The organism is Kitasatospora sp. MAP5-34, from assembly GCF_029894335.1.
In the GTDB taxonomy this organism is placed as follows: domain Bacteria; phylum Actinomycetota; class Actinomycetes; order Streptomycetales; family Streptomycetaceae; genus Kitasatospora.
In genome coordinates, this window is sequence record NZ_JARXZC010000001.1 from 377,096 (window position 1) to 402,751 (window position 25,656).

The 25,656-nt window shown below is 70.1% G+C and carries 25 protein-coding genes and 1 pseudogene; 17 read left to right on the plus strand and 9 right to left on the minus strand.

The features are described 5' to 3' along the window. Position 1 precedes the first annotated feature (1 nt). From kdpA to P3T29_RS01795, 6 genes and pseudogenes are all read left to right on the plus strand, one after another. The gene (gene kdpA, locus P3T29_RS01770; RefSeq protein WP_280714398.1) at positions 2–1,666 is read left to right on the plus strand and encodes a potassium-transporting ATPase subunit KdpA; all 1,665 of its coding nucleotides are present in this window, start codon (positions 2–4) and stop codon (positions 1,664–1,666) included. Then, positions 1,663–3,780, plus strand: coding sequence for a potassium-transporting ATPase subunit KdpB (gene kdpB, locus P3T29_RS01775; protein WP_280714399.1), 2,118 nt, complete (start codon positions 1,663–1,665; stop codon positions 3,778–3,780). Before kdpA ends, kdpB begins: the two co-directional genes overlap by 4 nt. Positions 3,781–3,795: 15 nt before the next feature. Continuing rightward, positions 3,796–4,431: a K(+)-transporting ATPase subunit C gene (kdpC, locus tag P3T29_RS01780; protein WP_280714400.1), complete on the plus strand. Its 636-nt coding sequence runs from the start codon at positions 3,796–3,798 to the stop codon at positions 4,429–4,431. 25 nt (positions 4,432–4,456) lie between these two features. Continuing rightward, positions 4,457–5,569: pseudogene (locus P3T29_RS01785) on the plus strand (universal stress protein); the annotation flags it as partial. A gap of 149 nt (positions 5,570–5,718) precedes the next feature. Next, positions 5,719–6,420, plus strand: a complete 702-nt coding sequence (locus P3T29_RS01790; RefSeq protein ID WP_280714401.1) for a hypothetical protein — start codon at positions 5,719–5,721, stop codon at positions 6,418–6,420. A 98-nt stretch (positions 6,421–6,518) separates the two neighbouring features. Beyond that, on the plus strand, positions 6,519–7,328 hold the full coding sequence (locus tag P3T29_RS01795; RefSeq protein WP_280714402.1) for a GNAT family N-acetyltransferase: 810 nt from the start codon (positions 6,519–6,521) through the stop codon (positions 7,326–7,328). 11 nt (positions 7,329–7,339) lie between these two features. Here the strand turns inward: P3T29_RS01795 and P3T29_RS01800 are convergent, their stop codons facing one another. The 9 genes from P3T29_RS01800 to P3T29_RS01840 form a co-directional block, all read right to left on the minus strand. Then, positions 7,340–8,803, minus strand: a complete 1,464-nt coding sequence (locus tag P3T29_RS01800) for a DUF2254 domain-containing protein (RefSeq protein WP_280714403.1) — start codon at positions 8,801–8,803, stop codon at positions 7,340–7,342. 113 nt (positions 8,804–8,916) lie between these two features. Then, entirely contained in the window at positions 8,917–10,596 is a 1,680-nt protein-coding gene (locus tag P3T29_RS01805) for an FAD-dependent oxidoreductase (protein ID WP_280714404.1), read from the minus strand. Next, on the minus strand, positions 10,593–10,868 hold the full coding sequence (locus P3T29_RS01810) for a UBP-type zinc finger domain-containing protein (RefSeq protein WP_280714405.1): 276 nt from the start codon (positions 10,866–10,868) through the stop codon (positions 10,593–10,595). The genes P3T29_RS01805 and P3T29_RS01810 overlap by 4 nt, the downstream gene beginning before the upstream one ends. 81 nt (positions 10,869–10,949) lie before the next feature. Beyond that, the gene (locus P3T29_RS01815) at positions 10,950–11,846 is read right to left on the minus strand and encodes a CocE/NonD family hydrolase (RefSeq protein ID WP_280714406.1); all 897 of its coding nucleotides are present in this window, start codon (positions 11,844–11,846) and stop codon (positions 10,950–10,952) included. After that, positions 11,843–12,262: a nuclear transport factor 2 family protein gene (locus P3T29_RS01820; RefSeq protein ID WP_280714407.1), complete on the minus strand. Its 420-nt coding sequence runs from the start codon at positions 12,260–12,262 to the stop codon at positions 11,843–11,845. The genes P3T29_RS01815 and P3T29_RS01820 overlap by 4 nt, the downstream gene beginning before the upstream one ends. Further along, on the minus strand, positions 12,259–12,732 hold the full coding sequence (locus tag P3T29_RS01825; RefSeq protein ID WP_280714408.1) for a nuclear transport factor 2 family protein: 474 nt from the start codon (positions 12,730–12,732) through the stop codon (positions 12,259–12,261). Before P3T29_RS01825 ends, P3T29_RS01820 begins: the two co-directional genes overlap by 4 nt. Then, positions 12,729–13,424, minus strand: coding sequence for an EthD family reductase (locus P3T29_RS01830; RefSeq protein ID WP_280714409.1), 696 nt, complete (start codon positions 13,422–13,424; stop codon positions 12,729–12,731). Before P3T29_RS01830 ends, P3T29_RS01825 begins: the two co-directional genes overlap by 4 nt. Positions 13,425–13,451: 27 nt before the next feature. Beyond that, a complete protein-coding gene (locus tag P3T29_RS01835; protein WP_280714410.1) occupies positions 13,452–13,760 on the minus strand; it encodes a muconolactone Delta-isomerase family protein in 309 nt (102 codons plus the stop codon). An 8-nt stretch (positions 13,761–13,768) separates the two neighbouring features. After that, positions 13,769–14,806, minus strand: coding sequence for an ankyrin repeat domain-containing protein (locus tag P3T29_RS01840; RefSeq protein ID WP_280714412.1), 1,038 nt, complete (start codon positions 14,804–14,806; stop codon positions 13,769–13,771). A 235-nt stretch (positions 14,807–15,041) separates the two neighbouring features. On the opposite strand from P3T29_RS01840, the gene P3T29_RS01845 reads away from it, so the two are divergent. From P3T29_RS01845 to P3T29_RS01895, 11 genes are read left to right on the plus strand one after another with little or no spacing between them, the layout of a single operon-like run. After that, positions 15,042–15,866, plus strand: coding sequence for a type 1 glutamine amidotransferase domain-containing protein (locus P3T29_RS01845; RefSeq protein WP_280714413.1), 825 nt, complete (start codon positions 15,042–15,044; stop codon positions 15,864–15,866). 54 nt (positions 15,867–15,920) lie between these two features. Next, positions 15,921–17,558 carry a thiamine pyrophosphate-binding protein gene (locus P3T29_RS01850; RefSeq protein ID WP_280714414.1) on the plus strand — a complete coding sequence of 546 codons (1,638 nt, stop codon included), beginning with the start codon at positions 15,921–15,923 and terminating at the stop codon, positions 17,556–17,558. A 23-nt stretch (positions 17,559–17,581) separates the two neighbouring features. Beyond that, the gene (locus P3T29_RS01855; protein WP_280714415.1) at positions 17,582–18,052 is read left to right on the plus strand and encodes a nuclear transport factor 2 family protein; all 471 of its coding nucleotides are present in this window, start codon (positions 17,582–17,584) and stop codon (positions 18,050–18,052) included. 5 nt (positions 18,053–18,057) lie between these two features. Beyond that, the gene (locus P3T29_RS01860) at positions 18,058–18,435 is read left to right on the plus strand and encodes a nuclear transport factor 2 family protein (RefSeq protein ID WP_280714416.1); all 378 of its coding nucleotides are present in this window, start codon (positions 18,058–18,060) and stop codon (positions 18,433–18,435) included. Between the two features lie 25 nt (positions 18,436–18,460). Next, positions 18,461–20,011 carry a GMC oxidoreductase gene (locus P3T29_RS01865; RefSeq protein WP_280714417.1) on the plus strand — a complete coding sequence of 517 codons (1,551 nt, stop codon included), beginning with the start codon at positions 18,461–18,463 and terminating at the stop codon, positions 20,009–20,011. Next, positions 20,004–20,597, plus strand: coding sequence for a DJ-1/PfpI family protein (locus P3T29_RS01870; RefSeq protein WP_280714418.1), 594 nt, complete (start codon positions 20,004–20,006; stop codon positions 20,595–20,597). Before P3T29_RS01865 ends, P3T29_RS01870 begins: the two co-directional genes overlap by 8 nt. Then, positions 20,594–21,034, plus strand: coding sequence for a VOC family protein (locus P3T29_RS01875; RefSeq protein ID WP_280714419.1), 441 nt, complete (start codon positions 20,594–20,596; stop codon positions 21,032–21,034). The genes P3T29_RS01870 and P3T29_RS01875 overlap by 4 nt, the downstream gene beginning before the upstream one ends. Further along, on the plus strand, positions 21,027–22,874 hold the full coding sequence (locus P3T29_RS01880) for an AGE family epimerase/isomerase (protein ID WP_280714420.1): 1,848 nt from the start codon (positions 21,027–21,029) through the stop codon (positions 22,872–22,874). The genes P3T29_RS01875 and P3T29_RS01880 overlap by 8 nt, the downstream gene beginning before the upstream one ends. Then, on the plus strand, positions 22,871–23,212 hold the full coding sequence (locus tag P3T29_RS01885; RefSeq protein WP_280714421.1) for an STAS domain-containing protein: 342 nt from the start codon (positions 22,871–22,873) through the stop codon (positions 23,210–23,212). The genes P3T29_RS01880 and P3T29_RS01885 overlap by 4 nt, the downstream gene beginning before the upstream one ends. Continuing rightward, positions 23,209–25,302 carry a glycogen debranching protein GlgX gene (gene glgX, locus P3T29_RS01890; RefSeq protein ID WP_280714422.1) on the plus strand — a complete coding sequence of 698 codons (2,094 nt, stop codon included), beginning with the start codon at positions 23,209–23,211 and terminating at the stop codon, positions 25,300–25,302. Before P3T29_RS01885 ends, glgX begins: the two co-directional genes overlap by 4 nt. Before the next feature lie 40 nt (positions 25,303–25,342). Further along, a complete protein-coding gene (locus P3T29_RS01895) occupies positions 25,343–25,654 on the plus strand; it encodes an STAS domain-containing protein (protein WP_280714423.1) in 312 nt (103 codons plus the stop codon). The last annotated feature ends 2 nt before the right edge of the window (positions 25,655–25,656 follow it).

Consider the following 25,656-nt stretch of genomic DNA (forward strand, 5'->3'; position numbering starts at 1 on the left):
CGTGGACCCCACGCTCGCGGGCGCTCTCCAGGCGCTGGCGCTGGTGGCCGCGCTCGCGCTGTCGCACCGGCCGCTCGGCGACTACCTGGCGCACCTGCTCACCAGTGCCAAGCACCTGCGGGTCGAGCGCGGTATCTACCGGCTGATCGGCGTCAACGGGGATTTCGACCAGACCTGGATGGCGTATCTGCGGAGCGTGCTGGCCTTCTCGGCCGCCTCGGTGCTCTTCCTGTACGCCTTCCAGCGGCTGCAGAACCACCTGTGGCTGTCGCTCGGCTTCCCGGCAGTCGGCCCGGCGACCGCCTGGAACACCGCCGCCTCCTTCGTCACCAACACCAACTGGCAGTCGTACTCCGGCGAGGCGACTATGGGCCATCTGGTGCAGATGGCGGGCCTGGCCGTGCAGAACTTCCTGTCCGCCGCCGTGGCCATCGGCGTGGTGGCGGCTCTGATCCGGGGCTTCCACCGCAACCGGACCGACCGGGTCGGCAACCTCTGGGTGGACCTCGTCCGGGTGACGCTCCGTCTGCTGCTGCCCGTCTCGGTCGTCTTCGCGATCGTCTTCGTGGCGGCGGGCATGGTCGAGAACCTGCATGCCGCCGCCCAGGTCACCACGCTGAGCGGCGGCGGCCAGAGCCTGCCCGGCGGCCCGGTGGCCTCGCAGGAGGTCATCAAGGAGTTCGGCACCAACGGCGGCGGCTTCTACAACGCCAACTCGGCGCACCCGTTCGAGAATCCCAATCCGTTCACCAACTGGCTGGAGATCTACCTGCTGCTGGTGATCTCGTTCTCGCTGCCCCGCACCTTCGGCACGATGGTGGGCGACCGGCGCCAGGGTTACGCGATCGTCGCCGTGATGGCGGTGTTCTGGGTGGGATCGGCGTCCCTGCTGACCTTCTTCGAGTGGCAGCACAACGGCACCGCGCTGCAGGCGGCGGGGGCGGCGATGGAGGGCAAGGAGGTGCGCTTCGGCATCGCCGCCAGCACCCTCTTCGCCTCGTCCACGACGCTGACCTCGACCGGTGCGGTCGACGCGGCGCACGACTCGCTGAGCCCGCTGGGCGGCGGGGTGACGGTCTTCGACATGATGCTCGGTGAGATCGCCCCCGGCGGCACCGGGTCCGGTCTGTACGGGATGCTCGTGCTGGCCGTGGTCGCGGTCTTCGTCGCGGGCCTGATGGTCGGCCGTACGCCGGAGTACCTGGGCAAGAAGCTCGGCGGCCGGGAGATGAAGTTCGCCTCCCTCTACATCCTCACCACCCCGGCGATCGTGCTGATCGGCACCGGCGTGGCGATGACCTTCAGGGGTGAGCGGGCCGCCATTCTCAACAGCGGGCCGCACGGCTTCTCCGAGGTGCTGTACGCCTTCACCTCGGCGGCCAACAACAACGGCTCCGCGTTCGCGGGCCTCACCGTCACCAGCACCTGGTGGAACACCGCGCTCGGCCTGGTGATGCTCTTCGGCCGCCTGCTGCCGATGGTCTTCGTGCTGGCGCTGGCCGGATCGCTGGCCCGCCAGCAGCCCGTACCGGCCACTGCGGGCACGCTGCCGACGCACCGGCCGCTGTTCGTCGGGATGCTCTCCGGCGTGGTGCTGATCGTCGTCGGACTCACCTACTTCCCGGCCCTGGCGCTCGGGCCGCTCGCGGAGGGTCTGCACCGATGACCACACCCGCAGTCCACCCCGCCGAGGGGCCCGCCCACGAGGCGCACCGGGTCTCCGGCGGGCTGCTGGAACCCAGGCAGCTGCTCGTCTCCCTCCCGGACGCGGTCCGCAAGCTCGACCCCCGGGTGATGTTCCGGAACCCGGTCATGTTCGTGGTCGAGATCGGTTCCCTGCTCACCACGTACTCGGCGATCCGGCACACCAGCGTCTTCGCCTGGGTGATCACGGTGTGGCTCTGGCTGACGGTCGTCTTCGCCAACCTGGCCGAGGCGGTGGCCGAGGGCCGGGGCAAGGCACAGGCAGAGACACTGCGCCGGACCAAGACCGAGGCCGTCGCCAGACGGATCGTCGGCCCGTGGCGCCCCGGCGCCGGGGAGGTGGCGGAGGAGCTGATTCCGGCGGCCGGGCTGACGCTCGGCGACCACGTGCTCGTGGAGGCCGGGCAGCTCATCCCCGGTGACGGCGACGTGGTCGAGGGCGCCGCCTCGGTGGACGAGTCGGCCATCACAGGCGAGTCCGCGCCGGTGATCCGCGAGTCCGGCGGCGACCGCTCGGCCGTCACCGGCGGCACCAAGGTGCTCTCCGACCGGATCGTCGTGAAGATCACCTCCAAGCCCGGCGAGACCTTCATCGACCGGATGATCGCCCTGGTCGAGGGCGCCGCCCGGCAGAAGACGCCGAACGAGATCGCGCTGAACATCCTGCTCGCCGCCCTCACCATCGTCTTCCTGCTCGCAGTCGTCACCCTGCAGCCGATGGCCACCTACGCGGGCGCCGAGCAGACCATCGTGGTCCTGGTCGCCCTGCTGGTGGCGCTGATCCCGACCACCATCGGCGCGCTGCTCTCCGCGATCGGCATCGCGGGCATGGACCGCCTCGTGCAGCGCAACGTGCTCGCCATGTCCGGCCGCGCGGTCGAGGCGGCGGGCGACGTCTCGACTCTGCTGCTGGACAAGACCGGCACCATCACCTTCGGCAACCGCCAGGCCGCCGACTTCACGCCGGTCAGCGGCACCGAGGTGAACCAACTGGCCGACGCCGCACAGCTGTCGAGCCTCGCCGACGAGACTCCCGAGGGCCGCTCGATCGTGGTCCTGGCCAAGGAGAAGTACGGGCTGCGGGCCCGCACCCAGGCCGAGATCGGCCATGCGGAGTGGGTCGAGTTCACCGCGCAGACCAGGATGAGCGGCGCCGACCTGCACGAGGACGGGACCGTCCGGCGCATCCGCAAGGGCGCGGCCGGGTCGGTCGTCACCTGGGTGGAGGAGAACGGCGGCCGGCCCGGGGAGGAGATCGGCGCACTCGTCGAGGGGATCTCCTCGGCGGGCGGCACCCCGCTGGTGGTGGCCGAGCACCACAGCGGTGAACCGGCCCGGGTGCTCGGGGTGATCAACCTCAAGGACGTGGTCAAGCACGGTATCCGGGAGCGCTTCGAGGACCTGCGCCTGATGGGCATCCGGACCGTCATGATCACCGGTGACAACCCGCTGACCGCCAGGGCCATCGCCGACGAGGCGGGCGTGGACGACTTCCTCGCCGAGGCCACCCCCGAGGACAAGATGGCCCTGATCCGGCAGGAGCAGGGCGGAGGCAAGCTGGTCGCGATGACCGGTGACGGCACCAACGACGCTCCGGCCCTCGCCCAGGCCGACGTCGGGGTCGCGATGAACACCGGGACCTCGGCCGCCAAGGAGGCCGGGAACATGGTCGACCTGGACTCCAACCCCACCAAGCTGATCGAGATCGTCGAGATCGGCAAGCAACTCCTGATCACCCGAGGGGCGTTGACGACCTTCTCGATCGCAAACGACGTCGCCAAGTACTTCGCGATCATCCCGGCCATGTTCGCCTCGGTCTACCCGGGCCTGAAGCACCTCAACATCATGGCGCTGCACAGCCCCACCTCCGCGATCACCTCGGCGATCATCTTCAACGCCCTGGTCATCATCGGACTGATCCCGCTCGCCCTGCGCGGCGTCCGGTACCGGCCGTCCTCCGCCTCCGCGCTGCTGCGCCGCAACCTCGGCGTCTACGGCGTCGGCGGGCTGATCATGCCGTTCGCCGGTATCAAGCTCATCGACCTCGTCGTCCAGTTCGTTCCAGGCCTGCACTGACCGAAGGAGCCCGTCGTGGCAAAGCCCCTGCCGGCGCTGGTCCGGCTGCACCTGACCGGTCTGCGCGTCATCCTCGTCTTCACCGTCGTCTGCGGCCTGGCCTACCCGCTGCTGATCACCGGGATCGCCCAGGTCGCCTTCTCCCGGCAGGCCAACGGCTCGCAGCTGCGGCAGAACGGCCAGGTCGTCGGTTCCAGCCTGCTGGGCCAGACCTTCGACCTGCCGAAGAAGAACCCGAACGATCCGAAGGAGCAGGCGCGGCCGGACCCCAAGTGGTTCCAGCCGCGCCCTTCGGCGGCCGGCGCCGGGTACGACGCGACCGCCTCGGGCGCGTCCAACCTCGGCCCCAACGACCCGGGCCTGACGCAGACGATCCACGACCGCCGCGCGGCGGTCGCCGCCTTCGACGGCGTCGCTCCCGGCCGGGTGCCGCCCGACGCGCTCACCGCGAGCGGCTCGGGCCTCGACCCGGACATCTCGCCCGCCTACGCTTATCAGCAGGTCGACCGGGTCGCCAAGGCCCGCGGCCTGGACGCGGCCAAGGTCCGGCAACTGGTCGAGGACCACGTCCAGGACCGCAACCTCGGCTTCCTCGGCGGACCTCGGGTGGCAGTCGTCCCCCTCAACCTCGCTCTCGCGCGGATCGGCTGACCCCCACCGGGCAAGGAGGCGTGCCGTGACGCAGCAGACCGGCGTCCCCACCGGACGAGGCCGGTTGAAGGTCTACCTCGGCGCCGCCCCCGGGGTCGGCAAGACCTACCGCATGCTGGACGAGGGCCTGCGCCGCAAGGCCCGCGGCACCGATGTCGTCGTGGCCTTCCTGGAATGCCACGGTCGGCAGCGCACCGAGGACATGCGCGACGGGCTCGAAGTGCTCCCACGTGTCCACCGCTCCTACCGTGACAGCGAGTTCACCGAATTCGACGTCGATGCCGCCCTCGCCCGCAAGCCGCAGGTGGCCCTGGTCGACGAGCTGGCCCACAGCAACATCCCGGGCGGGCGCAACCCCAAGCGCTGGCAGGACATCGAGGAGCTGCTGACCGCGGGCATCGAGGTCATCACCACCGTCAACATCCAGCACCTGGAGTCCCTCAACGACGTCGTCCTGAAGATCACCGGAGTCCCGCAGCACGAGACCGTCCCCGACGACGTGGTCCGCCGCGCCGACCAGATCGAGCTGGTCGACATGCCGCCGGAGGGCCTGCGCCGCCGGATGGTGCACGGGAACGTCTACGCCGCCGAAAAGGTGGACACCGCGCTCACCAACTACTTCCGGGTCGGCAACCTCACCGCGCTGCGCCAGCTCGCCCTGCTCTGGCTGGCCGGCCGGGTGGACGAGCGGCTGCACAGCTACCGCAGCGAGCACGGCATCGGCGGGGTCTGGGAGACCTGCGAACGGGTGGTGGTCGCCCTCACCGGCGGGTCCGAGGACGAGACCCTGATCCGCCGCGCCGCCCGGATCGCCGCCCGGACGGCCGGCGGGGACCTGCTCGCCGTGCACGTCGCGCGCGGCGACGGCCTCGCCGACGCCGCACCCGAGGCCCTCGCCGCCCAGCGCCGACTGGTGGAGAGCCTCGGCGGAACCTTCCACTGGGTCGTCTCCGACGACATCCCCACCGCCCTGCTGGACTTCGCCCGTTCCAAGGACGCCACCCAACTGGTACTCGGCACCAGCCGCCACGGCCGGTTCGCCCGCGCGCTCGGCGGGCACGGCATCGGCGAGACGACCATCGAGCTCTCCGGTGACATCGACGTCCACATGGTCACCCACGAGGCCGCCGGGCGAGGCCACCGACGCCACTGACCGGGCGCCCAGAAGCGCGGGCGTTAAGGCTGTGCATGGCCAACTCCGTTGTCATTGACCCGGATTGGGGGCCGCCCTAGGCTGCGGACACCGCCCTGTCCAGGTTGGCATGGGCTGGTCAGAGGGAGTGCGTTATGGGCGTGGTCATCCCGATCGTCCTGTTCCTGTGCCTGGTGGGCACGATCCTCTCGGCCCCCAGAACCGAGGGCTGGCGTGCCGGGCATCGCTGCCGGCAGGCGGCCGCCGACCTGGTCGCCTCGCACGGTTTCACCGCTGATCCGCAGACCGGCCCGGCGGTGGTGCCCTGGTCGGCGCCGCCCTTCCACTACGGGCAGCGGGTGCGGGTGCGGGACGCCGTCCGAGGGAGCTTCGCCGGGCTGCCCGCGACGGTCTTCGGGTACACGTGTCGGGAGAACGGCGCGGCGCACTGGTACGGCGTCGCCGTCGTCCAGCTGCCCCGGCGGCTGGCGCCGATCGAGGTGCACCACGAGCGGGTCTTCTCCTCGGCACGGGTCAACTACGCGCCCGCGTACCCGTCTTGCCGTACCGGTGACCAGGCTTTCGACTCGGCCCACCGGGCCTCGGCCTCGGACGAGGAACTGGCCCGTACCCTGCTGACGCCGCAGGCCGCGCGGAGGCTGCTGGCGGCCCCCGAGCCCTTCGACTGGCGGGTGGCCGACGACACCCTGGTGCTGTGGCGGCGCGACGGCTGGACGTCCGGCGCGGCACTGGCCGGGTGCTGCCTGGCGGCGGTCCACGTGCTGTCGCCGGTACTCGACCTCGACCCCGCCGTCTTCAGCGACCCGCTGCAGGCGGGAGGGGTCGGCGGCGGCTGACTCCCGGGGTGCGAAGGACGCGTCAGGAAGGTGCGTTCCGCCGGTAGTAGACCGTCAAGCACCGTCACCGACGGCCTCCCCGGTGGTTCATTGGGGCGATGCTCACCGATGTTCTCCAGCAGCTTCCGACGGCGCGCGACGGGGCGTTGCCGCGCCGCCACGTGCACGGTCACGCCCCTCATCCGATCCTCGCCACCTGGTTCACTCCGGAAGCCCCGGGCCCGGCCACCCTGGCCGCGCACGCGTTGCTCTCCGGCTGCGGCGGGTGGTGGACCGACCGGCCCGTGGCGCCCCGCGCGGCCCTGCTGCACTGCGGGCCGCACCGGGTGCTGCGCGGCGACCCACGTTTCCTCGATCCCGAGCAGCTGGCGCCGCTCGGCAGGGGGCAGTTCGACGCCCCTGACCGCTTCCTGCCGTTGCTGGGCCGGACGTTCAGCCCGGTCATGCCGTGGGTGCGGCTGGTCTGTACCCAGCAGGACCCGCCGCGTCCGGTACGACTCCCCGACGGTGTGCGGGTGCGCCCGCTCGCCGCCTCGGACACGCCGCACCTCGACCGGCTCGATCCCAGGTCGGAGTGGATCAGCGAAACCTGGGGCTCCGGCCGGGCGTTGGCCGACTGCGGCAACGCCTGGGGCGCGTTCGCCGACGGACAGCTGGTCTCGGTCGCCTGCACCTATCTGCGCGGCCTGGCCCACGAGGACGTCGCCGTGGTGACCGCCCCGCCCTACCGCCGCCTCGAACTGGGGCTGGCCTGTGTGTCCGGCGTGACCTCCGCCATCCGTGCCCGGGGACGGACCCCCACCTGGACCGTGCCTCGCTCCAACGAGCCGAGCCTCCTCCTGGCCGAGGCCGCCGGCTTCCGTGCGGTACGCACCGAGGTGGCGTACTGGGTCGGGCCCGCGGCTTGAGCGCCTGAGGGTCACTCCTCGGGCGCGGGACGTTCCTGGTCCAGGGTGAGCAACGCGTGGTAGCGCCGCAGCACGTCCCGGCGGTCGGCTTCCTCGGGTACGGAGGCGTCGCAGGAGCGCTGGATCATCTCGGCCTGGTCCAGCAGGACCTGGCGGCGGTCGGGCATCGAGGTCTGTTCGAGGATCTTGCAGAGGGCGTCCAGTTGGCGGATCATCACGGCGGGCATGCCCAGGGCGCACTGGCGGATCTTCTCGAAGGCGCGCTGGACCAGCCGGTCGTAGTCGGCCTGGTAGGCGATCACCCGGATGCGGCCGTGCGGGTCCCGGTGGACGTGCTGGGGGTGCCAGCCGGTGGTGATCCGGCAGAGGCAGTCGCCCAGCCAGTCGATGCAGGTCATCGCGGTGAAGGTGTCGTTGACGGCGGGGGAGAGGGCCCGGATGGCGATCTCGACCAGCTGGTCGACGCCGAAGGAGACGTCCTGGGTCAGCGTCCGGTACGGCCCGGTGACCTGGCCCCGGGCGAGGTGCTGCGCCACGTGCGTCGCGGCCTCCGGCGGCCAGACCACCGCCAGCGGCTGCCCCTGCACCAGGAAGTGGCCCGGCCGGTAGGGGAGATGGAGGACGGCGTCGGACTCGGCGGCGATCCGGACCAGCCGCTCGTGCCGGATGTACTGGAGATAACCACTGGCCGGGGTCGGGACGACGGCCCCCGACCCGGCGATCCACCCGAGCAACTCGTCCCGGGTGGGCCCGCTGCCTGCGCCTGCCTCGGTGTCGGCGCCGCCCTGGGCCTCGATGGCACCGGCGAGGTCGCCGGCGATGCCGGCGATGACCTGGGGCAGCTGGATCATCGTGGCGATGTGGTTGATGAAGTAGATCAGCATCGCGAGATCGACCAGGGTGAGGCCGAGCGACACGGTGATCGAGAGGTGCGGGACGAAGTCGCCGTGCGGTCCCGGACTGATCGCCACCAGCACCAGGACGGTGTAGAAGAAGGTGGCCACGAAGGTGCCCAGGGTCAGCTGGGTGCCCCGGTCGCGGATGAAGTTGCGCAGCATCCGGGGACCGAACTGGGTCGAGGCCAGCGTCAGCGCGACGATGGTGATCGAGAAGACCAGGCCGACCACGGTGATGATCGCGGCGGCGACGGTGGTCAGGATCTGCCGCGCCGCGTCGGCGGTCCCGCTCAGCACCCAGGTCGGCAGGGTGAACTGCCCGTTGTAGGCAGCCCGGTCCAGCAGGAGGGTCAGCGCGAACAGCCCGAGAGCCCCCAGTGCCTCGACGGCCGGGACCAGCCACAGGTTGGTGCGCAGCGTCTCGCGCCGCCAGTCGGCCTCCAGAAGTGCCCCGCCGCGCATCATCGCCGCCGTCCCGACGGACCGCAGGGACGGGTTGGGCAGGGACCGGTGCGCACCGGGCGCCTCCTCGGGGAAGTTGGAGCTCTGGCCATCTGCCGACCAGACTTCCCGGCTCACCTGCCCACGAGGGTAGCCGAACTTGCCTCCGGCACGGTCCCGTGCGTCAAGGAACCGTCAGGGCGTCCGCCGGTCGACTGCCTGCTGGGTGTCGCCGACGGGTCCGCAGGGCGTCAGACGGCGGCCCGGTAGCGGTGGATGAGCGCTACGGCCATGGCGCCCTCGCCCACGCCCGAGGCCACCCGCTTGATGGAGTGCGCCCGGACGTCACCGGCCGCGAACACGCCGGGCACGCTGCTCTCCAACAGGTAGGGGGCGCGCTCCGGGGCCCAGGAGGCGGGCGGCTTGCCGGAACGCAGCAGATCGGAGCCGGTCAGGACGAATCCGTGGTCGTCGCAGTCCACGAGACCGCCCAGCCAGCCGGTGCGGGGCCGCGCGCCGATGAAGGTGAAGACGAACTTCGCCTCCTCCGTGGTCTCGGCTCCGGTGGCGTCGTTCATGAGCGTGATGCGCTCCAGATGCTGGTCGCCGCCCAGCGCCAGGACCCGGGTGCTGAGGCGTACCTCGATGTTCGGTGTCCGGTGGATCTCGTCGACGAGGTACTGGGACATCCCGGCCTCCAGCGAGTCGCCGCGCACCAGCATGGTGACCTTCGCCGCGTACTTGGCGAAGTGGACGGCGGCCTGTCCGGCCGAGTTGGCGCCGCCGATGATGTGGACGTGGTGCGAGATGCAGGAGCTGCTCTCGGTCGTCGCGGCGCCGTAGTACAGGCCTTCGCCCTCGAACCGTTCGGCGCCCGGGACGTCCAGCCGGTTGTACGACACGCCCATGGTGAGCAGGACCGTCCCGGCGCTGATCTCGGAGCCGTCCGCCAGGGTGAGAATCCTGGCGGGGTCGGCCCGGCGCAGCCCTACGACGTCCACGGGGTAGAGCAGTTCCGCGCCGAACCGGCCCGCCTGGCTGACGGCGCGCCGGGCGAGGTCGCCGCCCGAGAGACCGGCGGGGAAACCGAGGTAGTTCTCGATCAGGCTGGAGGTGCCCGCCTGCCCGCCGGGGGAGTTGGCGTCCAGCAGCAGGGTGGAGAGTCCCTCGGAGGCCGCGTACACGCCCGCCGCGAGGCCGGCCGGGCCGGCGCCGATGATGACCGTGTCGTAGTGCGGCCGGGAGGCGGTGGTGGAGAGCCCGAGCCGGCCGGCCAGCTCGGTGCCGTCGGGGGCCGCAGTCACGGCCCCGTCGGGGAAGACCACGAGCGGCAGCTCCGCCCCCGGATGCTGTGCCAGCAGCCGCTGGGCGTCCGGATCGGTCTCCACGTTCAGGAACCGGAACGGCTTCCCGTTCCGGGTGAGGAAGTCGCGCACCTCGTGCGTCCGGGCCGACACCAGGTGACCGATGACGCGGACGCCCTGGTAGGTGGGGCGGTAGGCGGCGAGCCAGTCCGAGAGCAGGTCGTCGAGCACGGGGAAGAGCCGCTCGGCGGGCGGGTCCCAGGGCTTCATCAGGTAGTAGTCGAGCCGCACCTTGTTGATCGCGGTGATCGCGGCGTCCGTCTCCGCGTACGCGGTGAGCAGCACCCGCCTGGCGTCGGGGAAGCGGCTCACCGCCTCCGTCAGGAACTCGACCCCGGTCATGTCGGGCATCCGCTGGTCGACCAGGAACAGTGCCGGATCGTGGCCCCGCTCGTCCAGGGTGTCCAGGACGGTCAGCGCCTCCGCTGCCGAGGAGGCGCCCAGGACGCGGTAGCGGTCGGCGTAGACGGACCGCAGGTCGCGGCGGACCGCGCGGAGCACCTGGGGGTCGTCGTCCACCGCGAGGATCACCGGCTTGCGGGCCGGGTCGAGGTCCGTCCCGTTCACCGGGCGAACTCCAGGAAGAGCCGCTCGGGGTAGCACCAGCCCCAGTTCTCACCGGGCTGGTGCGAAGCGATCAGCGGGTGGCCGGTCGCCTCGTAGTGGCGGGATGCGTGCTTGTTCGTGGAGGAGTCGCAGCAGCCCAGGTGGCCGCAGGTGAGGCATCTGCGCAGGTGGACCCAGATCGCGCCGGACTCCAGGCACTCCTGGCAGCCGGTCGGCTGGGCGGGGTCGGGAGCCTCGGTGGTGATCCGGTCGAGGTGTGAGCAGGTGGGCATGGGATTCCTTCCGGGCCCGGGGCGCAGGGACGGGCACAGAGCCCGTCCCTGCGCCCCGATGCGACCGATGGTGGCCGGTCTTCAGGCCAGGGTCTCGGCGAAGTGCCGGGCCGCGAGGCCGGCGGCCTGGTCGACCGTGGACTCGTGGTCATAGAAGTCGAACTGGGTGCCGCCGGTCCAGACGATGTCCTTGGGGCCGGCGAGGTTGGCGTGGAACTTCTCGGCCCCCTGGGGGATGGCCGCGTCGTGACTGTGCACGAGCAGCGCGGGCGCCTTGATCCTGGCGGCCACCGGGTGCGGATCGAAGGTCAGCCACTGCGGCCAGGACATCACCGCGAACCGGTTGTCCCACGTGGGGACGGCACCCCGCTCCGCGTCCAGGTAGTAGTCGAAGGGCCCGAACATGGCAGCTTCCGGGTCGGTGGTGCTCACGGCCGGTACGTAGTCCACGGGCTCCCCCTGCTCGTACCGCGTGCGGGCGTCGAGGCCGGCCTCCGTCCGCTGCCGGACGCCCTCGGCGCCCCCGTAGATGTCCCGCACCAGTTCGGCGTCGTGCAGCCACGGCGCGATCAGTGCCAGGCTGCGCACGCGCGGGTCGTTCGCCGTGTTCACGGCGGTGTACCCGCTACTCGCGCAGACGCCCAGGGCGCCGATGCGGCGCGGGTCGACCTGCGCGTGGTGGGTGAGGAAGGTGACCGCGCTGTGGATGTCGCGGATCTTGCGGGCCGGGGACTCCAACTGGCGCGGCTCGCCGCCGGACTCGCCGAAGCCGGCGAAGTCGAAGGCCAGCGCGAGAAAGCCGGCTTCGGCCATCCGCTGTGCGTACGCTGCGGCCATCTGCTCCTTGACGGTCGTCCAGGAGCCGGTCACGACGACCGCGGGCCCGCGGCCCCGGTTCGCGGGCCGGTACAGGGTGCCGACCAGGACGGCCCCGTCGCTCTCGAACTCGACGCGCTCGGTCCGGGGTGTGCCGGTCATATCGCCTTGCCCTTCATCGCGCGCAGGATCGAGGACGGGTCGGTGAACGACTTCCAGCGCACGATCTTCCCGCCGCGCACCGTGAGCCACTGGATGAACTCGATCTCGAAGACCTGGCCCGTCCGCTTGACGGTCGACTTCTCGTAGAGCACGCCCATCGCCTGCTCGCCGTCGACGACCAGATCGACCAGTTCCTCGTGCCCGACCTCGACCACGCCGGTGAAGACCATCAGGCTGTCCAGCACCTGGTCCTTGCCGTGGCAGGTGCCGATCCACGGCATCGCGTCGTTGTGGCCGGGCACCGGCGTGAAGTTGATCCACTCGACGTCGTCGGCCAGGTACCCCATCGCCCGCTCGAAGTCGCCGCTCGTCAGAGCGTCGAACCAGCCGGTGGCGATCTCCCGTGTGCTGCTCATCCGTTCTTCCTCTCCATGCTCGGTCGCTCCAAGATCTGCCGGTTGCCCTCGGCCCACACGGCGGTCATCGTCAGTCCGTCGATCCGCCACTCCGCCGCGCTGCGGCGCAGGGTGAAGCGGTAGTGCCCGCCGAGCGTCCACATCGGACCGCCGAGGGCGTTGGGGAGCAGGTGGGTGGCCTGGAAGTCCGCCGTGGCGACGGCGGTGTCCCCGTCGGTCCGCACCAGGTGGTTGGTCAGCAGGTGCTGGGTGGCGGTGAGTTCGGACAGCAGGCCGCGCCATGCGGCGATCAGGTCGTCCGCCGCCAGCTCGGCGGGCTCCCCGCCGTTCAGGCTGGTGTAGTCGACCAGCACCTTCTCCGCGAACACGGCCGAACGCAGCTGCTCCCACTCGCGCTTGTCGGTGTGCCAGCACATCCGGGTGCACACGTCGACGATGTCCAGCCGGTCAACGAGTCCCGAACCGGTCATGTCGCAGCCTCGCGGCCGAAGATCCAGTTCTCCTCAAGCAGGAGCGTGTGGACGTACCGGGCCTCGGTGAACCCGGCGAGGTCCGCGAGCAGTGCCCGGTACTCGGGGGTCTCCCGGGCGGCCTCGTACGCCTGCGCGTCGTCGAACCAGAGCTGGTACGCGGCGTCCAGCACCGCTTCGCCCACCCCGTAGAAGGCGTCCCGGGTGTGGTTCTGGACGTACCGCCGCAGGCCGGGGATCTTCTCGGCGAACGGAGCGTGCCGGGTCAGGCTCTCGGCCCGGAAGTCCGCCAGCGGCAGGCCCTCGCGGCGCTTGACCAGGATCATCACCTTGGTCGTGGGAGCGGGAGCCTCACCGTCGCCGGGGACGATCTCGTGCGCGTCGGTGTCCAGCACCACGGTGCGCCAGAACGCCGCCCAGCGGGGCTCGTCGAGGCGGGCGCCCTCCAGGAACTCCGGCGTCTGCAGCGAGGCGAGCTGGTCCTGCTCGTTGCTGAGCCAGATCTCGGCGACCCCGCTCCACAGCGGGTCCTTCTCGTCGCCGGGCCGGGGGATGCGGGTGTCGACGCAGTACCGCTTGATCTGCGGGATCTTGGCCGCGTAGCGGACCGCGTGCTCCTCGACCCAGTAGCGCTGGAACTCCTGCTCCGACATGCCGGGTTTCGGGTGGGCCAGGATGATCTGGTGGATCACGTCGTGTCTCCTTGGGGTTGGGGAAGGTCAGACCTTGTAGCCGACGTTGACGTCCTCCGCGAAGCCGAGATAGTCGCGCAGTGGCCAGACCGTCTCGAACTCCAGGTACTCGCGCATGGGCAGCCGGCCCAGCGCCGTGCGGTCGAGGTCCTCGGCCGACTCGACGTCCAGCACGGCGATGACGCGCTTCTGGGCGGCGACCTTCCAGATGCCGACGACCATGCCGTTGTCGATGGTCTCCTTGGCGTGGACGGTCTCCTCGGCCTCGACCTTCCACAGGTCGTCGAGGGAGATGCGGCCCTCGTGGTTCCACTTCATCTGGACGTAGACGAGCATGAGTTCTCCTAAAGGGTGCTGAGGGTCTTGGTGAGCGGGTGTCCGGCGCCGAGGCTGTCGTGGGCGATGTCGGCGGGCGTCTTGCCGTCGTGGCCGACCAGGTCCAGCCGGGCGCCGGCGTCGATCAGGATGCGGGCGCACTCCTCGTAGCCGTGCCAGAGGGCGTCGTGCAGCGGGGAGTAGCCGTTGGTGATGCCCTGGAAGTCCAGGTCCGTGCCGGGCGCCGCCACGAGCAGGGCCGTGATCCCCGCGTGGCCGTTGTAGACGGCCTTGTGCAGGGGGACGGCGCCGAAGGTGGGCTCGGTGGCGTTGACGTCGGCACCGGCGGCGAGCAGCTCGCGGGCGATCTCCTGGTGCCCGTCCCGGCAGGCCACCAGGAGCGGGGTGTGCGCGTCGTTGAAGCCGTTGACCACCGGGTACCGGGCGTCGACCTCGGCTCCGGCGGCGAGCAGCCGGCGCACTGCGGCGAGATCGCCCGCGACGACCGCGCCCATCAGCTGCTGCGCCCCGGCCGCCGCGCCGTCCGCCTCGGTGCGGGCGGTCAGCAGGCGCTCGGCCGCCAGCAGCTTGTCCTTGCCACGGGTGTTGACGCCGAGCTCGTACTCGAAGTGCTCGCGCATCGAGAAGCCGTAGTGCGTCGAGAGGTTGAGGCCCGCCTGATGGTCCAGCAGGACCGCGACCACCTCCGGCCACTTGTACCAGAGGGCGTCCATCAGCGGCGTGTGCCCGGTGGTGGCCGCCACCGCGTCCACGAAGGCGCCGGCCGCCAGCAGCAGCCGGACGGTCTCCGGGTCACCTCCCTGGACGGCCTTGTGCAGCGCCGTGCCGCCGCCGCGCGAGTCCGCGGTGTAGAGGTCGGCGCCCGCATCCAGCAGCAGCCGGACGAGGGGCGCGTTCGCACGGCCCGCCGCGATCATCAGGGCGGTCAACCCGCTGTCCTGGTCACGGGTGCTCGGGTCGGCGCCGATGGCCAGCAGTCTCCGAACCGTTCCGGTATCGCCCCGGTGTACTGCTTCGATGAATTCCGTGCGGGTGAGGATCGTCATTCCTTAATCGCCTGCCTTCTTCTGTCTTGAGCTGGCGACGGAAACTTATCCGGGGTGCGACCACCTCATGCGGGGACCTAACAAACTCTGCCGCCACTACGGAGTCTTGACGCCGCCCAGATGCGACGTCACCAACTCGCGACGACCTCACAAACTGGTTCCAGGACCATTGACGGCCTGCTCCGGGTGCAGCAGTCTCAATGGCGAACACCAGCCGGTGAAGGAGGAGAAAGTAATGCCGAAGCACATTCTGATCGTTCTGTCGGAATACGGATACTGGGCCGAGGAATTGGTCGGACCGCTCAGCGAGTTCGACCGGCGCGGGTACCGCGTCACCTTCGCGACGCCCACCGGAAAGCGCGCCCAGGCGCTGCCGCCGAGCCTCGACGAGGAGTACGTCGACCCGCCGCTCGGCCGCTCGGTGACCACCGCCGAGGTGGCCGCCCTGGGCCGCGCCGTGGACAGCGGCAACCGGCTCGACAACCCGCTGAACCTCAACGCCTGGCTGCCCGAGCGCCCCTACACCAGCGCGCCGAACTACCTGCCCAAGCTGGAGGATTACCACCGCTCGCTGGAGCAGGTCGAGGCCGACCTGCGGGAATACGACGCCCTGCTGATCGTGGGCGGCAGCGGCCCGATCGTCGATCTGGCCAACAACGAGCGCGTGCACGACCTGGTCCTGGCCTTCGTGCGGGCCGGTAAGCCGGTCGGCGCGGAGTGCTACGGCGTCGCCTGCCTGGCCTTCGCCCGGGACTGGAACGACCGTCGCAGCATCATCTGGGGCAAGCACGTCACCGGTCACTGCAAGGAGTACGACTACAAGGACGGCACCGGCTTCCTCGGCACCGACTTCGTGATGGGCCCGCCGCCGTACCCGCTGGAGTACATCCTGCGGGACGCGACCGGCCCCGACGGCGCCTACCACGGGAACTTCGGAAAGCCGCTGTCGGTGATCGTCGACTTCCCGTTCGTCACCGGGCGCTCCACGCCGGACTCGTTCCTCGCCGGCCGGAAGCTGGTCGAAATGCTGGAGGAGGGCCTTACCAGGTACGGCTGGTAGGGAATTCGTGTCAAACGAACCGGCGGATCGAACGAAATGGCGGGGAGTAATTCGGTGACGGGCAGGACAGGAAACGTCAAACTCATCGAGCAGTTCCAGGCCGACGGCATCCATGTGATGTTCGGTAATCCCGGAACCGTCGAGCAGGGATTTCTCGACGCGGCGGACCATGCTCCAGGATTCCAGTACGTACTGGCTCTCCAGGAGACGGTGGCGGCCGGAATCGCCGACGGCTACGCACGGGCGACCGGAAGGGCCGCGCTGTTGCAACTGCACACCGGTGTCGGCCTGGGCAATGCGATCGGCATGCTCTACCAGTCGCTGCGCGGGCACACGCCGCTGGTGGTCATCGCCGGCGACGCCGGGGTGCGCTACGACGCCATGGACGCGCAGATGGCGTCCGATCTGGTCGCGATGGCGCGGCCGGTGACCAAGTACGCGACCCGGGTGACCGATCCGCGCTCGGTGCTGCGGGTGATCCGGCGCGCGGTGAAGATCGCGATGACGGAGCCGCGCGGCCCGGTCTTCGTGGCCCTGCCGATGGACGTCCTCGACGAGCTCAACGACGAGCCAGTCATCCCCTCCTCCCTGCCGGTCACCGCCTCCGCCCCGCCGGCGGAGGCGGTGACCCGGGCGGCCGAGCTGCTCGGCGGCGCCCGGCGCCCGCTGATGCTGGTGGGTGACGGGGTCTCACTCGCCGGAGCACAGGCCGAGCTGGTCCGGGTGGCGGAGCTGACGGGGGCGGACGTCTGGTCCGTGGACTCCTCCGAGGTCAACATGCCGGCCTCGCACCCGCTCTCCCGGGGGCAGCTCGGCCACATGTTCGGCGAGCGCAGCGCCGCCGTGGTGGCGGACGCGGACACCGTGCTGATTGTGGGCACGTACGTCTTCCCCGAGGTGTTCCCGCTGCTCACCAACCCCTTCGGGCCGGACGCGCGCATCGTCCACATCGACCTGAACGCCTACGAGATCGCCAAGAACTTCCCGGTCGACCTCGGCCTGGTGGCCGACCCGAAGGCGACGCTCGCGGCACTGGCCGCGGAGCTGGAGGGTCGGTCCACCCCAGCAGAGCGGGAGGCGGCGGCACAGCGGTTGCTGACCAGGCGTCAGGAACGTGAGCGGAGCCTGCGCGAAGACGTACCGGGGGACTCCACGCTGGAGCGGTTCCTCCAGGAGCTCGCCCGGCGGGTGGGACACGACGTCATGGTCTTCGACGAGGCACTCACCTCCTCGCCGACCGTGGTGAAGTACCTGCCCCCGGACCGGCCCGGCGACTACTTCCTCACCCGCGGCGGCTCTCTCGGCGTCGGCATCCCGGGCGCGGTGGGCGCGAAGCTGGCCCACCCGGACCGCACGGTCGTCGGCTTCACCGGCGACGGCGGCGCGATGTACACCTACCAGGCGCTGTGGACCGCCTCCCGGTACGGCGTCGCCGCCAAGTTCGTCGTCTGCAACAACCGCAAGTACCGGCTGCTGGACGACAACATCACCCAGTACTGGAAGGAACGGGACATCCCGCAGCACGAGTTCCCGTCTAGCTTCGACCTGTCCCGCCCGGACATCCGCTTCGCCGAGCTCGCGAAGGCCCTGGGCGCCGACGGCATCCGGGTGGAGAAGCCGGAGGACGCGGCGGCCGCCGTCGAGCGGATGCTCGCCGCCACCGGGCCCTTCCTGGTCGACCTCCAAGTCTGACGACACACCAAGGAGTTCACGCCATGCCGGAGGTCACCGCCGCCGCGCCTCGCACTCTCACCGAGCAGGCCGTCGAGGCGCTCGTCGAGCAGTGGTACGCCGCACTCGACCGCCACGGCGACCTGGACGAGATCAAGCAGTTCCTGGTCGACGACGGCCTCGAACTGCGGTTCCCGGAGGGGACCTTCCGGGGCCACACCGGCTTCGCCGGGTGGTACGAGAACGTCATCCACCGGTTCTTCGACGAGGAACACACGGTCGTCAAGGTCCGGGCCGAGATCGACGGTACCGAGGCCACGGTCCGAGTCCACGTCAACTGGCAGGCCAAGGTGTGGAACGCCCCCGCCGCCAACAGCGAGTGGCTCGGTTTCGACGCCCACCAGACCTGGACCGTGGTGGCACGGCGGAACGCTCCTGTCCCGCTGATCAAGACGTACATCTGCAACGCGCTGGAGCCGATGCCGGGCTCCGCCGCACTTGAGGGAGTGGGATAGCACAGATGAACGCCCGTGAGGTGCTGGCCAGTTACTACGTTCACGCGAACGACGGAGACTGGGACAGCTGGTGCGACCTGTTCGCCGACGACATGGTGATGGACGAGCAGCTGGCCGGCCGCGTCGAGGGACGCGAGAAGCTCCGCTCGATGATGACCGGGATGGGGGAGATGTACGCCTCCTTCGAGAACCTGCCCCGGCACTTCCTTGTCGACGCCGACGGAGAGGAGGCGGCGGTGGTATCCCACATCTCGGCCCGGAGCTCCTCCGGCAAGCCGATCGAGGCGGACGTCATGAACTACTTCCACATCCGCGACGGCCGGATCACCTACATGGCCAACTTCCATGACACGCAGCCGTTCCAGGTGCTCTCCCAGAGCTGAACGACAGAGAGCTGATGACAGAGAGATGAGAGAAGAGTTCGACCACGTCATCGTCGGCGCCGGCACCGCCGGCTGCGTACTGGCCCACCGGCTGACCGAGGACCCGGACGTCCGCGTCCTGCTCCTGGAGGCAGGCGCCGGTCGGATACCGCAGGAGGTGGACGACCCCACCGCCTGGATGCGGCTGCTCGGCAGCCGGATCGACTGGAGATACCGGAGCGTTCCGCAGCCGGGCCTGAACGGGCGGGTGACCCGGGAGCCGCGCGGCAAGGCGCCCGGCGGGAGTAGCAACCTCAACCTGATGATGCATGTCCGCGGTCACGCCTTGGACTTCGACAACTGGGCCTACCAGGGCGCGGCGGGCTGGTCGTTCAGGGACGTCCGGCAGTACTTCGAGCGCATAGAGGCCGAGTGGCCGACCAGTGATGGGGGCCTTGGAGAACCCAACCCGGCCTCCCGGGCGTTCATCGATGCCTGCGTCGAACTCGGTCACCCTCGGGTGGCGGATTTCAACTCCCGCCCGATGCGCGGTGTCGGCTGGCACCGCCTGGACATGGCGGAAGGCCGCCGCCGGGGAGCCCTCGCCTCGTACCTGGAACCGGCGCTGGCACGGCCCAACCTGACGCTGCGTAGCAACGCCCAGGCGCTCAGGCTCGTCGTGATCGGCGGCGCTTGCGTCGGGGTGGAGTACCTCCAGCGCCCGGAACCGGCCGGACTCAAGGGGCGTTCGGTGCGCGACACGCACGGCGAGCAGCCCCAGGCCGGCATCCACCAGGTGTACGCCACCGGCGAGGTGATCGTTGCCGCCGGTGCGATCGAGTCGCCCAAGCTGCTGCTGCTCTCCGGTGTCGGAAACCCCGACCACCTGCGGGAGTTCGGCATCACCGTCAACGCGGCACTGCCGGGGGTGGGGGAGAACTTCCACAACCACGTGCTCACCGCGGTGATGTCCGAGTCGCGCACCCCTGTGCTGGCCGCACGGCAGAACCTCTCGGAGAGCGCGCTGTTCCTCTCCTCCACGCCCGGGCTGCCCACGCCTGACCTGCAACTCGCTTTCGTCCACGCCCCGTTCGATGCCGAAGTGGCCGGTGAACACCCGGAGACGGTGAGCATCCTGCCCGGTGTGGTGCGTCCGGCCTCGCGAGGTTGGGTCCGGCTCGCCCAGGCGGATGCGCTCGCCCACCCGCTGGTCAACCCTAACTACCTCGGCGACCGTTCCGACCTGGAACGGCTGGTCCAGGGCGTGAAGTTGGCCAGGGAGATCACCGGAACCTCCGCCTTCTCGCCCTGGCACAAGCAGGAGCTCTGGCCGGGCCCGGCGGTCACCTCCGACGAGGAGCTGCGGGCGTTCGTCCGGCGTACTGCGGACAGCTACCACCACCATGCCGGGTCCTGCCGGATGGGGACCGACGACCTGTCGGTCGTGGACCCGGGCCTGCGGGTCCATGGCGTGCGCGGGCTGCGTGTGGTGGACGCGAGCGTGATGCCCGCCGTGCCCTCCGGAAATCCCAACACCGCCGTCGCGATGATCGCCGAGCGGGCGGCCGACCTGATCAGGGAAGGAACCCATGTCTGACGTCGCGGTCAAGGAAGGACCGCTCTCCGGCGCCCGGATCGCGGTGCTGATGGAGAGCGACTTCTACGAGCCCGAGATCTTCTACTACCGGCACCGGTTCGCGGAGGAGGGCGCGCGGGTCGACTTCCTCACCCGGCTCTGGGGGCAGCGCGAAATGACCTTCACCGGTCATGAGTTCCGCGCGCCGTTCACCGTCGATCGCGGTTTCGAGGGCGTCGACCCGCGCGAGTACGCCGCGATCATCGTGCCCTCCGGCATGGTGGCGGACCGGCTGCGCTACACCGAGGACGTCAACAGCCTGGCCCCCGCCGCCAGGCTGCTGCGCTGGGCCTTCGCCGAGCCCGGCGTGGTCAAGGGGATCATCTGCCACGGCATGTGGCTGGCCGCCTCCGTCCCCCAGGTCGTCAATGGCCGCAAGGTCGTCTGCCACAACAACCTGATCGGCGACGTCCGCAACATGGGCGCCGAGTACGTGGACCAGGACGTCGTCCTCGACGGCGACCTGCTCACCGCACGCACCGGGGAGCACCACCACCTGTTCGCCCGCGCCCTCATCGAGGAGCTCGTCCAGCGGAGGCCGCGATGACGCGTTGGTCACACGTCGGCCTCAACTGCCGCGACCAGCAGGCGACCGAGGAGTTCTACACCCGCTGGTTCGGCTTCCACCGGGCCCGAACGGTACCGGCCGGTGACGGGCAGATCGTCTTCCTGCGCAACGGCGACGCGTACCTCGAACTCTTCCCCACCGCAGGCGAGTCAGCGGATCGCGGCCAGGCCGACGGCCCGACGGCGCCCGGCGGGGTGCGGCACATCGCCTTCCAGACCGACAGCGTCGACCTGCTGCTGGTCACGATGGGCGACGCGGCCGAAGTGACCCTCGGCCCCTTGGACTTCGACGAAGTCCTGGACGGCTGGCGGACGATCTGGCTGCGCGACCCGGACGGCGTCGTCGTCGAGGTCAGCCAGGGATACCGGGACCAGGAAAGCATCGATCTCAGTGAAGGGGCATCAATCCATGTCTGACACGGTGAACTTCACGTTTTCTGACACCATCGCCGGCTATGTCACGGCCTACGACGGCGACACCGGGCTCGTCCGTCTCACCACCGCGGACGGCCGCGAGTTCGAAGTCTCCGTCGCGGCCGAGCCCACAGCCGAGCTCCTGCACAACCTGGACGAGCCGTACGCCGACGCCGGCGGCCACCTCGACGCGATGCTGGAGCCCGGCCGGTTCCTCTTCGCCTACGCGGTGTTCTACCCCGAGGCCGGCACGACCCGGATCGAGGCGAAGCGGCTGATCTTCGTCGGTCGCCGGCCGGACGCGTACCGATTCGAGGAGACCGACTGGTGGATCGGCCAACTGGAGTCCATCGCGGGCTTCTACCGCCGCGCCCAGTTCGGCGACGGGCCGGTGGACTACGCCAAGTACCGGACCCAGTTGCGGCTGGGCGGCGACAAGACGGCCAGCCACATCCAGGAGACCGACACCATCTCCCGGCTGGTCTACGGGATGGCCTCGGCCTTCATGCTGACCGGCAACGACGAGTACCTGGAGGTCGCCGAGCGCGGCACCGAGTACCTGCGCGAGCACCTGCGCGTCGTGGACCCCGAGGAGGACGTCGTCTACTGGTACCACGGGCTGAGCGTGGACGGGGACACCGAGAAGAAGCTCTTCACCTCGGAGTTCTCCGACGACTACGACGCGATCCCGATGTACGAGCAGATCTACGCGCTCGCCGGCCCGATCCAGACCTACCGGGTGACCGGTGACCCGCGGATCAAGAGCGATGCCGACGCCACCCTGCGGCTGTTCGAGAAGTTCTTCCTCGACCCGGAGCACGGCGGCTACTACTCGCACATCGACCCCATCCTGTTCCGCGCCGACCACGACTCGCTCGGCCCCAACAAGGCCCGGAAGAACTGGAACTCGGTCGGCGACCACGCCCCCGCGTACCTGATCAACCTCTACCTCGCCACCGGCGACGCCAAGTACGCCGAGATGCTGGAGTACACCTTCGACACCATCGTGGAGCACTTCGTTCCCGGCAAGCACAGCCCGGACCACAAGAACAGCCCCTTCGTCCAGGAGCGCTTCCACCGCGACTGGTCGCACGACACCACCCACGGCTGGCAGCAGGACCGCGCGGTGGTCGGCCACAACCTCAAGATCGCCTGGAACCTGATGCGCATGCACTCGCTGCGCCCCAAGGCGGAGTACCTGGAGACGGCGGCGAGCATCGGCGAGCTGATGCCGGAGGTCGGCAGCGACCGGCAGCGCGGCGGCTGGTACGACGTGGTCGAGCGGGTCCGCCGGGACGGCGAGGAGTCGCACCGCTTCAGCTGGCACGACCGCAAGGCATGGTGGCAGCAGGAGCAGGCGATCCTCGCCTACCTGATCCTGCACGGGCTCACCGGCCGGGAGGAGTTCCTGCGGGACGCGCGGCACGCCGAGGCGTTCTACAACGCGTTTTTCCTTGACCACGACGAGGGCGCCGTCTACTTCAACGTGCTCGCGAGCGGCATGCCCTACCTGCTCGGCACCGAGCGGCTCAAGGGCAGCCACTCGATGAGCATGTACCACTCCGCCGAGCTGTGCTACCTCGCCGCCGTCTACAACAACCTGCTGATCAACGGCCGTCCGATGGACTTCTGGTTCAAGCCGGACCCGGCCGGGCTCCAGGACGGACTGCTGCGCGTCTCGCCCGACCTGCTGCCGGCCGGCGCGGTCCGGATCGCGGCGGTGGAGGTCGACGGCGTGCCGCACCCGGACTTCCACGCCGAAGGGCTCACCGTCCGCCTGGGGCAGCACCAGGGACGGGTGAAGGTGCGGGTCCGCCTCGAACCGGCGAGGGACCGGTCATGACGGTCGAGGTCCGCTCCCGCGAGCAGGACGGCGTCACCGTCGTGGAGCTCGACGGGGAGATCACCAGCGTGACGTCCGGCGAGCTCCAGCAGCGTCTGCTGCCGCTCATCGGGCGCAGCAGCACCACCGTCATCGACCTGACCCAGGTGCCCTACATCTCCAGCGCGGGCCTGCGCACGCTGCTCCTGGTACACCGCCGGGCGCTGCGCGAAGCCACCAGCACGATTCTGGTCGGGCTGTCGGAGGAGGTCCGGTTCGTGATGTCCTCCACCGGCTTCCTGAACTTCTTCGACGTCCGGGAGAGCGCGTCGTCCGTCCTCGGGGCGGTACGCGAATGAGCGTCACCGAGCGCATCGACGCCTACCCGACCCGCACCATCGGCGGCTACGGAGTCCGGGCCGGCCGCCCGCTGCCCTTCGGGGCGACGCCGGTGCCGGCCGGGGTCAACTTCTCGGTCTACTCCGAGAAGGCCACCCGGATGTGGCTGGTCCTGTTCGAGCCGGGCGCCGAACAGCCGCTGGCCGAGCTGGAGTTCCCGGCGGCGTTCCGGATCGGCAGCGTCTTCGCGATGACCGTCTTCGGCCTCGACGGAGGGAGCCTGGACGACGAGCGCTTGGAGTACGGCTTCCGCGCCGAGGGCCCCTTCGACCCGGAGCACGGCGACCGGTTCGACGCGACCCGGGTGCTCAGCGACCCGTACGCGCGGATGATCTCCGGGCGTGACGTGTGGGGCACCGAGCCGGACCGTGACCGCCCGTGCCCGTACCGCTCCCGGCTGGTCCCCGACGACTTCGACTGGGGCGACGACGCACCGCTGCGCATCCCGACCGAGGACCTGGTGGTCTACGAGCTGCACGTGCGCGGCTTCACCCGCCACCCCTCCGCGCAGGTGTCCGCACCGGGCACCTACGCGGGGCTGCGGGAGAAGATCCCGTACCTCAAGGAACTCGGGGTCAACTGCGTCGAGTTGATGCCCGTTTTCGAGTTCGACGAGCACGACAACCCGCGTAGCGACCCCGGGACCGGTGAGCCGCTGCTCGACTACTGGGGCTACAACACCGTCGGCTTCTTCGCACCCAAGGCCGGCTACGCGGCGACCGGGCGGTTCGGCATGCAGGCCGACGAGTTCAAGACCATGGTGAAGGAGCTGCACGCGGCCGGGATCGAGGTCGTCCTCGACGTGGTCTTCAACCACACCGCCGAGGGCAACGAGCAGGGCCCGACCATCTCCTTCCGCGGCCTGGACAACGCGACGTACTACATGCTCACCCCGGCGGGGGACTACTACAACTTCAGCGGCACCGGAAACACCGTCAACTGCAACCACCCCGTGGTGCGCGACTTCATCCTCAACTGCCTGCGCCACTGGGTGTCGGAGTACCACATCGACGGCTTCCGCTTCGACCTGGCGGCCATCCTCGACCGGGCCCCCGACGGCACCCCGCTGGCCAACCCGCCGCTGCTGGAGCAGCTCGCCCACGACCCGGTGCTGCGCCACTGCAAGCTGATCGCGGAGGCCTGGGACGCGGCCGGCCTCTACGAGGTGGGGAGCTTCCCCGACTACGGGCGCTGGGCGGAGTGGAACGGCCAGTACCGGGACACCGTGCGCCGGTTCCTCAAGGGCGACCCGGGCACGGCCGGCGAGCTGGCCACCCGGGTGGTGGGCTCGCCCGACCTGTACACCGGCCGCGGCACCGCCGCGTCGGTCAACTTCGTCACCGCCCACGACGGCTTCACCCTGCACGACCTGGTCTCGTACAACGACAAGCACAACGAGGCCAACGGCGAGGGCAACGCCGACGGTGCCAACGACAACAACAGCTGGAACTGCGGCGCGGAGGGTCCCACCGAGGACCCGGAGATCCAGCGGCTGCGGATGCGGCAGATGAAGAACGCCATGGCGATCCTGCTCACCAGCCAGGGCGTGCCGATGCTGCTCGCCGGAGACGAGTTGGCGCGCACGCAAGCCGGCAACAACAACACCTACTGCCAGGACAACGAGCTGTCCTGGCAGGACTGGAGCCCGCACGAGACGGGCGAGGAGCTGTACCGCTTCGTCCGCTCCCTGATCGCCTTCCGGCATGCCCACCCGCTGCTGCGCGGCGCCGACCATCCCGGGGTCTGCTCCGGCAGCGACGTCAGCTGGCACGGAACCCGGGCCTGGGAGCCGGACTGGTCGGCCGACAGTCGACTGCTGGCCGTGCTCCGGACGGGTGACGAGCAGATCTACGTCGCGATGAACTCCCACTGGGAGCCGCACGACCTGGAGTTGCCGACGCCGCAGTCCGGGACGGACTGGTACCTCGTCGCGGACACCGCCGCCGAGCCCCCGTACGACATCCACCAGCCGGGCGCGGAGCCGCCCCTGACGGACCCCGGGCACTACCGGATCGCGCCGCGCTCGACCGTGATCCTGCTCGCCCGCTGAACGCTGCACGCTGCGCTTGAAGAACTGGAGAACCCAAGCCATGGCCCTTTCCGTCACGGTCACCACGTCCACGGACACCGCGACCATCAACCTCATCGGCGAACTGGACGCCGCCAGCGCCCCCGCCTTCCACGACACCATCGAACAGGCGGCTGCCGCCGGGGTCACCCATGTCGTCATCCAGGCCCACGAGTTGACCTACATGGCCAGCGCCGGCCTGCGCTCCCTGGTGTTCGCCCGGCAGAAGATGGGCGACGAGGTCCGGATCACCGTGGCCGGCCCGAGCGCGCCCGTGGCCCGGACCATCCGGCAGGCCGGCTTCGACCGCAGCGTCACGCTCGTCGACGAATGAGA

Excerpts from the sequence above, each read along its gene's own strand:
- kdpB (WP_280714399.1), top strand. The coding sequence starts at position 1,663 with ATGACCACACCCGCAGTCCACCCCGCCGAGGGGCCCGCCCACGAGGCG.
- P3T29_RS01790 (WP_280714401.1), top strand. The coding sequence starts at position 5,719 with ATGGGCGTGGTCATCCCGATCGTCCTGTTCCTGTGCCTGGTGGGCACG.
- P3T29_RS01795 (WP_280714402.1), top strand. The coding sequence starts at position 6,519 with ATGCTCACCGATGTTCTCCAGCAGCTTCCGACGGCGCGCGACGGGGCG.
- P3T29_RS01810 (WP_280714405.1), bottom strand. The coding sequence starts at position 10,868 with ATGCCCACCTGCTCACACCTCGACCGGATCACCACCGAGGCTCCCGAC.
- P3T29_RS01815 (WP_280714406.1), bottom strand. The coding sequence starts at position 11,846 with ATGACCGGCACACCCCGGACCGAGCGCGTCGAGTTCGAGAGCGACGGG.
- P3T29_RS01820 (WP_280714407.1), bottom strand. The coding sequence starts at position 12,262 with ATGAGCAGCACACGGGAGATCGCCACCGGCTGGTTCGACGCTCTGACG.
- P3T29_RS01825 (WP_280714408.1), bottom strand. The coding sequence starts at position 12,732 with ATGACCGGTTCGGGACTCGTTGACCGGCTGGACATCGTCGACGTGTGC.
- P3T29_RS01835 (WP_280714410.1), bottom strand. The coding sequence starts at position 13,760 with ATGCTCGTCTACGTCCAGATGAAGTGGAACCACGAGGGCCGCATCTCC.
- P3T29_RS01840 (WP_280714412.1), bottom strand. The coding sequence starts at position 14,806 with ATGACGATCCTCACCCGCACGGAATTCATCGAAGCAGTACACCGGGGC.
- P3T29_RS01845 (WP_280714413.1), top strand. The coding sequence starts at position 15,042 with ATGCCGAAGCACATTCTGATCGTTCTGTCGGAATACGGATACTGGGCC.
- P3T29_RS01855 (WP_280714415.1), top strand. The coding sequence starts at position 17,582 with ATGCCGGAGGTCACCGCCGCCGCGCCTCGCACTCTCACCGAGCAGGCC.
- P3T29_RS01860 (WP_280714416.1), top strand. The coding sequence starts at position 18,058 with ATGAACGCCCGTGAGGTGCTGGCCAGTTACTACGTTCACGCGAACGAC.
- P3T29_RS01865 (WP_280714417.1), top strand. The coding sequence starts at position 18,461 with ATGAGAGAAGAGTTCGACCACGTCATCGTCGGCGCCGGCACCGCCGGC.
- P3T29_RS01870 (WP_280714418.1), top strand. The coding sequence starts at position 20,004 with ATGTCTGACGTCGCGGTCAAGGAAGGACCGCTCTCCGGCGCCCGGATC.
- P3T29_RS01875 (WP_280714419.1), top strand. The coding sequence starts at position 20,594 with ATGACGCGTTGGTCACACGTCGGCCTCAACTGCCGCGACCAGCAGGCG.
- P3T29_RS01880 (WP_280714420.1), top strand. The coding sequence starts at position 21,027 with ATGTCTGACACGGTGAACTTCACGTTTTCTGACACCATCGCCGGCTAT.
- P3T29_RS01885 (WP_280714421.1), top strand. The coding sequence starts at position 22,871 with ATGACGGTCGAGGTCCGCTCCCGCGAGCAGGACGGCGTCACCGTCGTG.
- glgX (WP_280714422.1), top strand. The coding sequence starts at position 23,209 with ATGAGCGTCACCGAGCGCATCGACGCCTACCCGACCCGCACCATCGGC.
- P3T29_RS01895 (WP_280714423.1), top strand. The coding sequence starts at position 25,343 with ATGGCCCTTTCCGTCACGGTCACCACGTCCACGGACACCGCGACCATC.